Source organism: Mycetocola miduiensis (assembly GCF_900115155.1).
In the GTDB taxonomy this organism is placed as follows: domain Bacteria; phylum Actinomycetota; class Actinomycetes; order Actinomycetales; family Microbacteriaceae; genus Mycetocola_A; species Mycetocola_A miduiensis.
The window spans coordinates 498,052-510,366 of the sequence record NZ_FOVM01000001.1 but is presented as its reverse complement, the minus strand read 5'-3'; the positions used below and the strand labels follow the sequence as shown (position 1 = coordinate 510,366).

The 12,315-nt window shown below is 67.4% G+C and carries 14 protein-coding genes; 10 read left to right on the top strand and 4 right to left on the bottom strand.

Translation table 11 applies throughout. The features are described from left to right. Positions 1–5 precede the first annotated feature (5 nt). The 3 genes from BM197_RS02475 to idi are packed head-to-tail and all read right to left on the bottom strand — an operon-like array spanning position 6 to position 2,517. Positions 6–893, bottom strand: a complete 888-nt coding sequence (locus BM197_RS02475; protein ID WP_090708483.1) for a phytoene/squalene synthase family protein — start codon at positions 891–893, stop codon at positions 6–8. Beyond that, complete coding sequence (locus tag BM197_RS02470) at positions 890–1,960, bottom strand: polyprenyl synthetase family protein (protein WP_090708482.1); 1,071 nt, start codon at positions 1,958–1,960, stop codon at positions 890–892. The genes BM197_RS02475 and BM197_RS02470 overlap by 4 nt, the downstream gene beginning before the upstream one ends. Next, positions 1,957–2,517 carry an isopentenyl-diphosphate Delta-isomerase gene (gene idi / locus BM197_RS02465; protein WP_090708480.1) on the bottom strand — a complete coding sequence of 187 codons (561 nt, stop codon included), beginning with the start codon at positions 2,515–2,517 and terminating at the stop codon, positions 1,957–1,959. Before idi ends, BM197_RS02470 begins: the two co-directional genes overlap by 4 nt. Positions 2,518–2,584: 67 nt before the next feature. Between idi and BM197_RS02460 the strand changes: the two genes are divergently transcribed. Next, complete coding sequence (locus BM197_RS02460) at positions 2,585–3,133, top strand: MarR family winged helix-turn-helix transcriptional regulator (protein WP_090708479.1); 549 nt, start codon at positions 2,585–2,587, stop codon at positions 3,131–3,133. Positions 3,134–3,144: 11 nt separating this feature from the next. Here the strand turns inward: BM197_RS02460 and BM197_RS02455 are convergent, their stop codons facing one another. After that, on the bottom strand, positions 3,145–4,617 hold the full coding sequence (locus tag BM197_RS02455) for an SDR family oxidoreductase (RefSeq protein ID WP_090708477.1): 1,473 nt from the start codon (positions 4,615–4,617) through the stop codon (positions 3,145–3,147). A gap of 128 nt (positions 4,618–4,745) precedes the next feature. On the opposite strand from BM197_RS02455, the gene BM197_RS02450 reads away from it, so the two are divergent. The 9 genes from BM197_RS02450 to hemC all read left to right on the top strand — a co-directional run bounded on the left by BM197_RS02450 (position 4,746) and on the right by hemC (position 12,307). Further along, positions 4,746–5,537, top strand: coding sequence for a DeoR/GlpR family DNA-binding transcription regulator (locus tag BM197_RS02450; RefSeq protein ID WP_090708475.1), 792 nt, complete (start codon positions 4,746–4,748; stop codon positions 5,535–5,537). Between the two features lie 54 nt (positions 5,538–5,591). Then, positions 5,592–6,707 carry a uroporphyrinogen decarboxylase gene (gene hemE / locus BM197_RS02445; RefSeq protein WP_090708473.1) on the top strand — a complete coding sequence of 372 codons (1,116 nt, stop codon included), beginning with the start codon at positions 5,592–5,594 and terminating at the stop codon, positions 6,705–6,707. Then, the gene (gene hemG / locus BM197_RS02440) at positions 6,704–8,221 is read left to right on the top strand and encodes a protoporphyrinogen oxidase (protein WP_245762344.1); all 1,518 of its coding nucleotides are present in this window, start codon (positions 6,704–6,706) and stop codon (positions 8,219–8,221) included. Before hemE ends, hemG begins: the two co-directional genes overlap by 4 nt. A 45-nt stretch (positions 8,222–8,266) precedes the next feature. Further along, the gene (locus BM197_RS02435) at positions 8,267–8,632 is read left to right on the top strand and encodes a hypothetical protein (RefSeq protein ID WP_090708472.1); all 366 of its coding nucleotides are present in this window, start codon (positions 8,267–8,269) and stop codon (positions 8,630–8,632) included. 18 nt (positions 8,633–8,650) lie between these two features. After that, positions 8,651–9,064 (top strand): phage holin family protein, encoded by a 414-nt coding sequence (locus BM197_RS02430; protein ID WP_090708470.1) that lies wholly within the window; start codon positions 8,651–8,653, stop codon positions 9,062–9,064. Next, the gene (locus BM197_RS02425) at positions 9,051–9,308 is read left to right on the top strand and encodes a hypothetical protein (protein WP_090708468.1); all 258 of its coding nucleotides are present in this window, start codon (positions 9,051–9,053) and stop codon (positions 9,306–9,308) included. The genes BM197_RS02430 and BM197_RS02425 overlap by 14 nt, the downstream gene beginning before the upstream one ends. Positions 9,309–9,450: 142 nt before the next feature. Further along, a complete protein-coding gene (gene hemQ / locus BM197_RS02420; protein ID WP_090708466.1) occupies positions 9,451–10,173 on the top strand; it encodes a hydrogen peroxide-dependent heme synthase in 723 nt (240 codons plus the stop codon). Further along, positions 10,170–11,351, top strand: coding sequence for a ferrochelatase (locus BM197_RS02415; protein ID WP_090708465.1), 1,182 nt, complete (start codon positions 10,170–10,172; stop codon positions 11,349–11,351). The genes hemQ and BM197_RS02415 overlap by 4 nt, the downstream gene beginning before the upstream one ends. Next, positions 11,348–12,307, top strand: coding sequence for a hydroxymethylbilane synthase (gene hemC, locus BM197_RS02410; RefSeq protein WP_090708463.1), 960 nt, complete (start codon positions 11,348–11,350; stop codon positions 12,305–12,307). The genes BM197_RS02415 and hemC overlap by 4 nt, the downstream gene beginning before the upstream one ends. The last annotated feature ends 8 nt before the right edge of the window (positions 12,308–12,315 follow it).

Genomic DNA, 12,315 nt, shown 5'->3' with positions numbered 1-12,315 from the left:
GCCGGTCACAGGGGTCGCGCCGGCATCAGGGTGCGGGCGAGGACGGCAAGTTTCGTCCGGGTGGGCACCCGGACCCGAGCGGCCAGCAGGTCCCGGGCCGGGGTCGACTTCAGCCGTTCGGTCAGGATGCTGAACATGCCATGGGCGGCGGCGACCGCGCGGCGGCAGTTCGCGGGCAGCTCGGGGAGAACGGATCCCGCTGCGTCGAGGTCCGCCTCGATGTCAGCGACGAGCGCGAGCTTCTGTTGCTCGGTGAGCTGGCCGGGGTCGATGCCGGGAAAGTAGCTTCTGCCGAGCGTCGACCAGTCGGTCGCCAGGTCGCGAAGGAAATTGATCTTCTGGAAAGCGGCGCCCAACCGTCGCGCCCCCTCCTCCAGGCGGAGCCGCTGTGCGTCCTCGATGGTCCGACCGCGGAGGAACACGCGAAGGCACATCAGCCCGACGACCTCGGCGGAGCCGTAGATGTACTCGCGGAGTTCCGCCTCGGTGAAGTTCACGGCGCTGAGATCCCGTCGCATCGACGCGAAGAAGGGGGCGGTGAGATCGACTCCGAAGCCGCTTTCGCGTGCGGTGATCGCGAACGCGTGGACGACGAGGTTGGTGCTGTAGCCGTCCCCGAGGGCTGAGGCCGTCTCGGCTTCGAGGGCGTCGAGAAGCGCACGTTGCCGGTCCACCCCGAGCCCCGCCTGCTCGGCGGCGCCGTCAACGACTTCGTCTGCGACCCGGACAAGCGCGTAGATGTCCTCGACGCGCTTTCGGACGTCTCCGGACAGCAGTCGTGAGGCGAGGCCGAAAGAGGTGGAGTAATCGCGGATGACGCGTGAAGAACTCCGGTGGGCGACTCGCGTGTACAGGGAGAGGTCGCTCGATGCGACGGGCTTTCGTGGCCTCATGCCGCCCGCACCACGGCGTGCCTGGCGACGTCGCGCAGGTGCCCCACCAGAACGGATGGCAGATGGGAGTTGTCGAGGAGGCTCTCGGCACGCGACACGTGGTCGTCGATCAGCGCGTCGACGAAGGTGCGTGCACCGCATTCCTCGAGGGCGGCCCTCACGGTGGATCCGTCGGCGTCGAACGTCTCGAGGTCGTAGAGGGCCTCCTCGATCTGCGCCCACCGCGGGGTCGATCGGGCATGGGCGATGAGCGGGGTCTCCTTGCGGTTCCGCAGGTCGTTGAGCACGCTCTTTCCCGTTACCTTCTCATCGCCGAAGACCCCGAGCTGGTCGTCACGGAGCTGGAACGCGACACCGACGAGGCGGCCGAACTCACCGAGGATCGTGAGCACGTCGGCGTCGACCCCGGCGAGGATGGCGCCGGCCTTGAGCGGTGCCTCAAATGAGTAGCTCGCGGTCTTCTGCTCGGTCATCGCCATGACGTCGACGAGTGACGGCAGCCGGACGCCGGCGCTGAACGCCACGTCGGCCAGTTCGCCGGCGGCGGTGACGAAGATGCTCCGGTCGAAGAGGTCGAGCAGTGCGTCGCGCACGGCGCTCGGAGCGCTGAGCCGGGCGAGGAACCCTTGGGCGGCTTGGATGAGGAGGTCGCCGGCGAGGATCGCGGATGCCTGGCCCCAGGTCTGTGCCGCGGCGTCCGTGGCACCCCTCGCGGAGGCATCCGCGGCGAAGGACCCGGCGAGGTTGGGAACACCACGACGGACCAGGTCGCGGTCGATCACGTCGTCGTGCAGGAGGAACGCCGTGTGCAGCAGCTCGAACGCGGTGGCGATGCGGAGGGCGGAGTCGTCGTCGGTGCCGCCGAAATCGCGGTAGACGCCGACGACGAGGGCGGGGCGGAACATTTTGCCGCCCTGGCTCGCGGACCTGGCAGCTTCCCAGAGCAACCGGTAGTTGTCGCCGTAGGCGGTCGCCAGGCTGATGCGGTCGGTGAAGAACGCGTCGAGGCGGTCCTGAACCGCCTCGTGCACGCCGGTCCCGGCGAAGTCTGTGAGCACACCGGTCATCGCGGAGCCGATCGTGCGGGATTTCCGCCGAGCAGCTCGAGCTGCTCCGCCTGAAGCACGAGCCACGGGCTGAAGGCCCACGGCGTCAGCGCGACGGCTTCGCCCAGGGCGAGCGGGTCGACCCAGGCCACGTCCATCACCTCGTGGGGGTTGGGGGCAGGCTCCGTGTCGACTCGGGCGACGTAGACCGGGCAGATCTCGTTCTCGACGATGCCGGATGCGTCGACCGCGCGATAGCGGAAGTCCGGAAGTACGAGATCGAGGGTATGAAGGTCGAGCCCGAGCTCGTGCGCGGCGCGGCGGACGACGGAGTCGGCGGATGCTTCGTCAGGCCCAGGGTGCCCGCAGAATGAGTTGGTCCACACGCCTGGCCAGGTCTTCTTTCCCAGCGAACGGCGGGTGACGAGTACCTCGCCGGCTGCGTTGACGACATGGCACGAGAATGCCAGGTGCAGCGGGGTGTCCGCGGTGTGGACCGTCGACTTGAGGTCAGAGCCGACCGGGGTCCCGGAGGCGTCGAGAAGGACGACACGCTCGGTCATTTCCTGGACGATCATGATCCTCCGATTTATCTAGCTAGGCGAGTAAATAGATTAGCACGGCGCTTTCTCGTAGAATAGTGGAATGACCTCCGATCGAACACCTCCCGATTCGTCGGCCTGGTTACTTGATCCGCGCGTCATCGACCCCACCCAGGAGCTGGTGGGGCGCTCTGGGATGGACGACGCCGACGTCGACTCGGTCGTGCGCGTTCTCGCAGCGCTCCGCACCTGGCGGGAGGCGGAGCAGTCGATGAGCGAGGCTTCGCAGAGGCACATGAAGCTCAACGCCACCGATATGAAGGCCCTCCGCTTTCTCATGGCGTCCCGTAACGCCGGCGCCGTTGTGACGCCGGGAATGCTCGCCGAAACGCTGCGGATCTCGACGGCATCGACGACGAAACTGCTCGATCGACTCGAGCGCGCCGGCCACGTGACCCGTTCACCGCATCCCACCGACCGCCGCGCCCTGATGATCACCGTGACCGATGCGACGCGGTCCGACGCCCGCGAAAGCGTCGGCAAGGTGCACGCGCGCCGGTTCGAAGCCGCCGCGCGGTTGACTCACGACGAGCGCGACATTGTCATCCGATTCCTCACCGACCTCAGTGCGGTCGCGGAGCCCGAGAAGTAGCCCGACCCAGGTCAGGCTGACCGCGACTCCGCCTCGAGGGTGATCCGGTTCGCCATGCCGTTGAAGATGATGCCGTGGAAGGGCAGGATCGCGAACCAGTAGAGTCTCCCGGATAGGCCCATCGGGAAGAACACCGCGCGCTGGCGGTAACGGGATCCGCCCTCCTCGCGCGGTTCGATCTCCATCTCTAGCCAGGCCTTGCCCGGCACCCGCATCTCGGCTCGGAGCCGGAGCCGGCGTTCGTGCTCGATGGCCTCTACCCGCCAGAAGTCCAGGGCATCCCCGGTCTGGAGGTCCTGCGCGTGCCGTCGACCCCGGCGGAGCCCGACACCACCGACGAGCTTGTCGAGCCAGCCCCGGAGCGCCCACGCCAGAGGGAACGAGTACCAGCCGTTGTCGCCGCCGATGCCTTCGATGACCGTCCAGAGTTGCGCCGTCGAGGCATCCGTCTCGCGAACCTTGACATCGGTGAAGACGGTGTGCCCGGCCCAGTCCGGGTCGCTCGGCAGTGGGTCGCTCGGCGCGCCGTCGACCGACGCGTTCTGCCAGCTCGTCTCGACGTCGCCATCGCGCATCTTGGCCAGGGCGAGCCGCACGGCGCCGTGATAACCGGTGAGGCCGCCCTCCGGCGGAGCGATGACCGTGTCGATGTCGTGCTCCCGCATGACGCAGTCGAACTGGAGGGACTCGACGATCGGCACGGCGATCGACCGCGGGATCGGGGTGACGAGGTTCACCCACTGTGATGCGAGCCATGGGGTGAGCACCGGCAGGGCCGCGATGGCGCGTTGGGGGAGCCCCGCTTCGATCGCGTAACCGTTCATCATCTGCCCGTAGCGCAGGATGTCTGGGCCACCGATGTCGAAGGTCCGGTTGATCTCTGGCGGCAGGTCCACGGCGGCGAGGAGGTAGTGGAGCACGTCACGGATGGCGATGGGCTGGATCCGGTTGCGCACCCACTTCGGCGCGGGCATATACGGAAGCACCTCGGTGAGGTGCCGGATCATTTCGAACGAGGTCGACCCTGATCCGATCACGACCCCGGCCTGGAAGGCGGCGGTCGGCACGCCCGATTCGAGCAGCGTGGTGCCGACGAGGACCCGTGATCGCAGGTGGCGGGACAGATCGGGCGAGTCAGGGTGCAGGCCGCCGAGGTAGACGATCCGTGAGACACCGGCGTCTCGTGCCGCGGTAGCCACGCTCTCGGCCGCTTTGCGTTCCTCGAGTTCGAAGTCGCCTCGGCCGGTCATCGAATGGACCAGGTAGTAGAGGACGTCGATTCCTTCACAGGCGCGCGCCATGGCATCCCGGTCCTGCAGCGTTCCCTGGACGATCTCGACCTGGCCGGCCCACGGAACGTCGAGCAGTTTCTCGGGCGTGCGGACGAGGACGCGCACTTCTCGGCCGGCCGCCAGCAAGCGTGGCACGAGCCGACCGCCCACGTAGCCCGTCGAGCCGGTGACGAGGATGCGCTTCGCTGACATGGAATGAACAGTACATCGTCGCCGTGGGTGCCCTCGCAGGCCAGGTTGGCCGGGACCGGGGTTGTGCGGCGCCCTAGGATGGGACTGGTCTCCCCGTCCATGCCGCCGTCGTAAGGACCTTACGAATCGTGACTCAGCAACAGCGACTGAACGCGCTGCTTGAGCTCGTGAGCGAGCGCGGCAATGTGTCCATCGCCGACATCGCGGCGGCGCTTCACATCTCGTCTGCGACCGCGAGACGCGACCTCACGACGCTCGCTGAGCAGAGACTCGTCACCCGCACCCACGGCGGCGCTGCCGCCCTCGGAGCAGGATACGAGTTACCGCTTCAGTACAAGATCGCCCGGCAGGCCGAGGCGAAGGTCGTCATCGCGAAGGCTGCAGCGTCCTTCGTCGGCGTCGGGGATTCGGTCGGCCTGAACGGCGGGACGACCACGAGCGAGGTTGCGCGGGTCCTCGGCCGCAGCGATCACCTGGTCCGCGAAGACGGGGACGTCGCGGTGACGATCGTGACCAACGCCCTGAACATCGCATACGAGCTCTCGGTGCGTTCCCACGTGAAGATCGTCGTCACCGGCGGAGTGGCCAGGCCGCAGTCGTATGAACTCGTCGGTTCGCTCGTCTCCGATACTCTGTCTGACCTCACCCTCGACGTGGCGATCCTCGGGGTCGACGGGATCAGCGCGCAGTTCGGACTGACGACCCTGCACGAGGGCGAAGCCGAAGTGAGCCGCGAGTTCGCGAAGGTGGCCAGGCGAGTCATCGTCGTGGCCGACAGCACGAAAATGGGCAAATCGACGTTCGCTCGGATCTGCCCGCTGGATTCGGTCGACATCCTCGTCACCGACGCTCCGGTGGAGGGGGCGCTCGCCGAAGCGCTCGTCGAGGCAGGCGTCTCGGTCGTTGTTGCCGGGCGCTGAGCCTGGTTCCCGCTCGCTGCGCACGTTCGGCGGCGGTTTTGACACAATGAGAGCGTGCAGCTTTCTCAGAACCACCCCCTCGAAGCCGGACTCACCCACGACTCGCGGCTGATCACCGCCTATGGCGGCACCCGACCGGACGTCACGCCGGTGTGGTTCATGCGCCAGGCTGGCCGATCGCTCCCTGAATACCGAGAACTACGGGTCGGGAACGCCATGCTCGACGCCTGCCTCAAGCCCGAGCTCGCGAGCGAGATCACCCTGCAGCCGGTCCGTCGGCACGGCGTCGACGCAGGAATCTTCTTCAGCGACATCGTCGTGCCGCTCAAACAGGTGGGCGTGGATGTCGAAATCGTGCCAGGCAAGGGACCTGTCCTCGGCAAGGCGGTGCGGACCGCCTCGGACATCGACGAGCTCGTCGCCCTCGACCCGTCTGTCCTCGACGAGTCGCTCGATCCGGTCATCGAAGCAGTGCGGCTCACGGTCGCCGAACTGGGGCGAACGCCGCTGATCGGATTCGCCGGCGCCCCGTTCACCCTCGCCGCGTACCTCGTTGAAGGCGGCCCGTCGAAGGACCACATCCACGCCCGCACCCTCATGCACGCCGAACCGGAAGCCTGGTCGCGGCTGATGGAGTGGGTCGCCGAGGTCACCGGCCGGTTCCTGCGGGCGCAGGTGCTCGCAGGAGCGTCGGCTGCGCAGTTGTTCGACTCGTGGGCCGGCGCGCTCTCACTCGACGACTACGTGCGCCATGTGGCCCCGGCATCCGCCCGCGCGCTCGAGCACGTACGCGACCTGAGTTACACCACCGAGCCGGTCGAACCCGGCGCAAACGCTGTGGTTCACACCGTGCCGATCGTGCACTTCGGCGTCGGGACCGGCGAACTGCTCAAGGCAATGCACGACATCGGCGCGGATGTGGTCGGCGTCGACTACCGCGTTCCGCTCGACGAGGCGTCCCGGCGACTCGGGGGCGTCGTTCCCGTGCAGGGCAACGTCGACCCGGCGCTCCTTTCCGCGCCGTGGCCGATTCTCGAGGCGCACGTGCGCGATGTGCTGGCACGTGGTGCGAATGCACCGTCCCACGTCCTCAACCTCGGGCACGGCGTCCCGCCCGAAACCGATCCCGCGGTGCTCACCCGACTCGTGGAATTCGTGCACGCCCAGTGATCGAACCGCGGCATGTGGTGGTGATCGGCGGCGGGGCGGCCGGACTTGTCGCAGCGCTTGACTGCGCGCGGGTCGGCATCCGGGTGACGGTCGTCGAACGTGCGTCGACGCCGGGCGGCAACGTCGCGACCCGAACCATTGCGGGCATCCGGGTCGATATCGGCGCCGAAAGCTATGCCACGCGGGGTGGAACGGTCCGGGCACTGGTTGACAGCCTCGGGCTGGCCGACGCCGTCGTGCGTCCCGCCGCCGCCGGTGCCTGGGTGCGCCTGCCCGACGGCCGATCGGTTCCGCTGCCGAAAGCCGGGCTGCTCGGCATTCCGTCGAACCCCCTCGCCGACGACGTGCGGCGGGTGATCGGCTGGCGCGGCGCGATCCGCGCGTACCTCGATCGCCTCCTTCCTGTGCTCACCATCGGGCGGGTACACAACCTCGGTGAACTCGTGGAGCGCCGAATGGGCCGGGCGGTCCTCGAGTCGCTCGTCGCCCCCGTCACTCGCGGCGTCTACTCCGCAGACCCGTACGACCTTGACGTCACCCGTGCTGCGCCCGGGTTGAACCGGGCGCTGACAGTGTCGGGATCACTTTCGGGCGCCGTGGCCCTGCTTCGCTCGGATGCCCCGGCCGGGGCGGCAGTGGAGGGGCTCCGTGGCGGCATGTCGACGCTCGTCGGTGCGCTCGTCGACGAGCTTCGCAGCCGCGAGGGCGAGCTGCTGCTCGGTGTCGGCGCGAACAGGATTGCGCGGGCTTCAGGAGATTCGGCAGACGATGCCGCCCGGTGGCAGGTCACCCTCGACGACGAACGGGTCCTCGACGCCGACTACCTGATCGTGGCCACACCCGAAGCGGAGGCGCTCCGTCTGCTTGCGCCGTTCTCTCCCGACATCGCTGCGGCCGAACCGACCGAGGCGCCCACGGTCGAACTGGTCACTTTGGTACTCGACACCGAGGAGCTTGATGCGGCGCCTCGCGGCACCGGGGTGCTCGTGGCCGAGTCTGAGCGGTCCGGGGTTCTCGCAAAGGCACTGACCCACTCCACAGCCAAGTGGGAGTGGTTGCGAACGGAGGCCGGGGTTCTGCATCCGCACCGCCACGTGATCCGGCTCTCGTACGGCCGGCAGGGTGCCGAGAACCCGACGCTCGGTCTCGGCGACGCCGACGTGCGCGCTATCGCCCTTCACGACGCCTCGGAGATTCTCGGCGTGGCCCTCGATGAGCCGATCGTCGCCGGGTTCACCCGGACGGTGTGGCAGGGAACGTTGCCGGGCGCAGCCGTTGGCCAGCGCGAGCGCGCCGAGTCGCTGCGAGCCGCTGCGATCGCGGTCGGCGACGTCGACGTCACGGGTGCATGGCTCTCCGGCACCGGCCTTGCCTCCGTCGTGCCTGACGCGTTCGCGGCGTCCGCGCGCATCCGGCACCTCGTCGCCACCTCCTACCTGGAGTCCGGGGCGCTCGGCGACGGGCATACCAGACCCGGCATAGACAAAACCAGCCCGGACGAAACGGGCGCTTAGGGTCTACGCTTGTGAAGCTGGAACCGCCGACGAAACGGAGTGAACATGAGGGGCAAACTGATTTTTGTAGCCGGACTGGCCACCGGATACGTGCTCGGATCCCGTGCCGGACGTGCGCGCTACGAGCAGATCAAGAAGAACTGGCTCAAGGTCTGGGAGACCGACGCCGTCCAGGAGAAGGTCGAGCTCGTCGAGGACTTCGCGAAGTCTCGGGCGAGCGATCTTCCGAAGGCGCTCTACGCCGGAGTGAAGAAGGTCACCGGCGCCATCAACGGCGAGGGAACGTCTGGCCGTAAGACTGGCTCCGAGCCGTCACGGACCACGTCCACCTCCACGACGACCGACGCATCCTCTTACACGCCCCCGATTCCGGGGCAGACGAGCACATCGACCTCGAGCACCACCAATTAGCGTCTGGAGAGTCCAGTCATGACGGACCGCACCGTGAGTGACAAGAACCGAGAATCACTGGCGACCCTGATCGGGAATCTACCCGGCCTGGTGACCGCCCTGATCCAAGCCGAGATCGACCAGCTCAAGACCAAGGCGCAGCATCTCGGCTCGTATGCGGGCAAGGGCGCGATCTTCATGGTGCTCGCGCTGATCTTCGTGTTCTTCGCCATCGGCACGCTCGTCGCCGTCGGAATCCTGGCTCTGTCACTCGTCATGCCTGCGTGGCTCGCCGCGCTGATCGTTTTCGTCGTCTTCGTACTGATCGCGGCCGTGCTCGCGCTCATCGGAGTGAACTTCTTCAAGAAGCTCAGCTCCGACCCGAATCCGATCGAGAGCGTGAAGAAAGACATCCGCGCCGTGAAGGGAGAGGGTGAATATGACCGCTATTAATCCCGCATACTCTGCTCGGCCGACGCCGGAGCAGGCGCGCGCCGAGCTTGTGTCCACCCTCAACGCCATCGAGGACAAGCTCAACGTCCCCCGCAAAGTGTCCCGCGCCGTTGCGCGTGGTCGCGTGGCCGCTGCGAAATTGCAGAAGGACAACCCTGCGGCGTTCATCGGCGGGATCGCCGCCGTCGCCGCTGTTGCCGGCACCGCGGTCTGGGGGATCGTCCGGGCGATCGCCGTTCGGTAGGTTCACCGGTTTTACAGGAGATCGCACGGTTTTCAGGATGCTTGTGGCGATCCCGTCCTGATAACCGCGCTATCTCCTGTTTTGTGTGCGTGGGAATACTGAAGATTTGGGGTCTTCGAGAGAAAGAGTGATGATGTTAGGTATGACTCACCCGGCCTCTGCCGAGGCACCATCCCCCCTGCACAATCCCGAACCCGAAGAGAACCCGACCGGCTTCACGCTGTGGGCCGTTCTTCGCCGCGAACCCGAACATCGAGCACCCCTCAGCGACCACGCCGTCTTCGAGCTCGACGGTGCCGTGTCCCGTATCCAGGCCGACGGTGTGACCGTCCGCGGCTTCTACGACGTTTCAGGCCTCCGCTCTGATGCCGACCTCATGATCTGGCTGCACGGCGACACTGCTGATTCGCTCCAGCGGGCCCTCCGCGTGCTCCGCCGCACCAGCATCCTGAGGCCGCTTCTTCCGACCTGGAACGCGATGGGCGTGCACCGCGAAGCGGAGTTCAACAAGCGCCACGTGCCTGGCTTCCTCCGCGGCATCGAGCCGAAAGACTGGCTCACCGTCTACCCCTTCGTGCGCAGCTACGAGTGGTACCTCCTCCCGGACGAGGAACGCAGCAAGATGCTCGCCGACCACGGTCGTAAGGGTGCAGCGTTCCGCGGCGCCATCGCGAACACTGTTTCGGCATTCGCACTCGGTGACTACGAGTGGATCCTCCCGATCGAGTCCGATGACCTCCTCGAACTCGTCGACCTGATGCGTGACCTCCGTGCGACGGATGCCCGCAGGCACGTCCGCGAGGAGGTCCCGTTCTATACGGGCCGCCGCATCGCCACCGCCGAGATCCCGGAGGTCCTGCAGTGAGCGAGGCCGTCCTCGGCGCGACGGATGCCGCGGCATCCGGCGAACCGCACATTGTCGAGCCGGTCGCATACGACGCGATTCTGCTCGCCGGATTCGGCGGCCCTGAAGGCCAGGACGACGTCATCCCGTTCCTGCGCAACGTCACCCGCGGCCGTGGCATCCCCGAGGAGCGCCTGGAAGAGGTCGCCCACCACTACCGCCACTTCGGCGGTGTGAGCCCGATCAACGACCAGAACCGTCAACTCAAGGCTGCGCTCGAGGCCGAACTGGCAAAGCGCGGCATCGACCTGCCCGTGCTCTGGGGCAACCGCAACTGGGACCCGTACCTCCGCGACGCCCTCGTCGAAGCCGACCAGCGCGGCTACACCAAGCTCATCGCCATCGCGACGAGCGCGTACTCGTCCTACTCGAGTTGCCGCCAGTACCGCGAGGATTTCGCGATCGCGCTCGACGAGACCAGTCTGTTCGGGCACATCGCGATCGACAAGGTGCGCCAGTTCTTCGACCACCCCGGATTCGTCACGCCGTTCATCGACGGTGTGCGCGACGGTCTCACGCAGATCCAGCGCGACAACCCCGGCATCGACCTGTTCTCCGAGGTTGAGATCCTCTTCTCCACCCACTCGATTCCGTCGACGGATGCCGCCAGGTCCGGCCCCGCTGAACGCGGTTTCGGCGAGGGCGGCGCGTACGCGGCACAGCACAATGCCGTCGCCGAGGTCGTCATCGAGTCGGTGAAGCGCGAACTGGCCCTCGAGGGTGAACTCGCCTGGCAGCTCGTCTACCAGTCCCGTTCAGGCCCGCCGAGCATGCCATGGCTCGAACCGGACATCAACGATGTCATCGCCCAGTTGCCTGCCCGTGGCAAACGTGCCGTCGTCATCGTGCCGCTTGGCTTCGTGAGCGACCACATGGAAGTGCTCTGGGACCTCGACAACGAGGCCACCGAGTCGGCCGAGGAGAACAAGCTCTACTCCGTTCGCGTTCCAACGCCAGGAACGCACGCCGCTTACGTCTCTGGCCTCATCGACCTCGTGCTCGAGCGCCGCGACGGTGTGCAGGTGAAAGACCGCCCGGCGATGACCGACCTCGGTCCCTGGTACGACGTGTGCCGCCCCGGATGCTGCGAAAACGTGCGCCTGGGCTTCAAGCCAGCCCTCGCCGGACTGCAGCCATGACCCTGCGGATCGGCACACGGGGCAGCGCCCTCGCCATGGCTCAGACCGGAGACATCGCCAGCGCCATCACGGCGGCGACCGGTGTGGACACCGAACTCGTTCCGGTGACCACGCACGGGGACGTTTCGCGGGAGTCCCTGTCGAGCCTCGGCGGCACCGGGGTGTTCGCTTCAGCGCTTCGCGAGTTCCTCCTTCGCGGGGAATGCGACCTCGTCGTGCACTCGATGAAGGACCTGCCGACCGTCGCGTACGCCGGTCTCCGGGTCGGCGCGGTTCCAGTGCGGGCAGATGCCCGCGACACGCTGTGCGCGCGGGACGGCCTCACCATCGAGACACTGCCCAGCGGCGCCCGGGTGGGCACGGGCTCACCCCGCCGCGCGGCGCAGCTGGCTGCGCTCCGTCCCGACCTGCAGGTGATCGACATTCGCGGCAACGTCGGAACCCGGCTCGGCTTCGTCACCTCGGGCGAGCTCGACGCGGTCGTCCTCGCGGCGGCGGGCCTCGGCCGTCTCGGCCAGCTCGACGTCGTCACCGAGTATCTCGAGCTCGACGTCTGGCCGACGGCCCCCGCCCAAGGGGCGCTCGCGATCGAAGTACGCACGGAAATCTACGACGATCGCGACGGAAACGCCGACGTGTTGGCCGCCCTCGAGGCGATCGAACACCAGGAGACCCGCGCGGCAGCAACGGCGGAACGTGCAGTGCTCTCGCGGCTCGAGGCCGGCTGCGCTGCCCCGATCGGCGCCAGTGCCGTCATTACCCCAGAGCGGGTCAGTCTCGCGGCGGCGGTTTATGCACCGGATGGATCGGGTACGCTCAGGCTCAACCGGCAGGCCGATTTCGCGACCTCAGCCGTACACGAGATCATAGGGACGGCGGAAGCTGTCGGCAGTGCCCTGGCCGACGACTTGCTGGCCCAGGGCGCGGCCACCCTCGCGCCCCTCAGGCAGAGCTGAAGGCAGTC

Excerpts from the sequence above, each read along its gene's own strand:
- BM197_RS02475 (WP_090708483.1), bottom strand. The coding sequence starts at position 893 with ATGAGGCCACGAAAGCCCGTCGCATCGAGCGACCTCTCCCTGTACACG.
- hemQ (WP_090708466.1), top strand. The coding sequence starts at position 9,451 with ATGACTCACCCGGCCTCTGCCGAGGCACCATCCCCCCTGCACAATCCC.
- idi (WP_090708480.1), bottom strand. The coding sequence starts at position 2,517 with ATGATCGTCCAGGAAATGACCGAGCGTGTCGTCCTTCTCGACGCCTCC.
- hemC (WP_090708463.1), top strand. The coding sequence starts at position 11,348 with ATGACCCTGCGGATCGGCACACGGGGCAGCGCCCTCGCCATGGCTCAG.
- BM197_RS02460 (WP_090708479.1), top strand. The coding sequence starts at position 2,585 with ATGACCTCCGATCGAACACCTCCCGATTCGTCGGCCTGGTTACTTGAT.
- BM197_RS02470 (WP_090708482.1), bottom strand. The coding sequence starts at position 1,960 with ATGACCGGTGTGCTCACAGACTTCGCCGGGACCGGCGTGCACGAGGCG.
- BM197_RS02435 (WP_090708472.1), top strand. The coding sequence starts at position 8,267 with ATGAGGGGCAAACTGATTTTTGTAGCCGGACTGGCCACCGGATACGTG.
- BM197_RS02425 (WP_090708468.1), top strand. The coding sequence starts at position 9,051 with ATGACCGCTATTAATCCCGCATACTCTGCTCGGCCGACGCCGGAGCAG.
- BM197_RS02430 (WP_090708470.1), top strand. The coding sequence starts at position 8,651 with ATGACGGACCGCACCGTGAGTGACAAGAACCGAGAATCACTGGCGACC.
- BM197_RS02455 (WP_090708477.1), bottom strand. The coding sequence starts at position 4,617 with ATGTCAGCGAAGCGCATCCTCGTCACCGGCTCGACGGGCTACGTGGGC.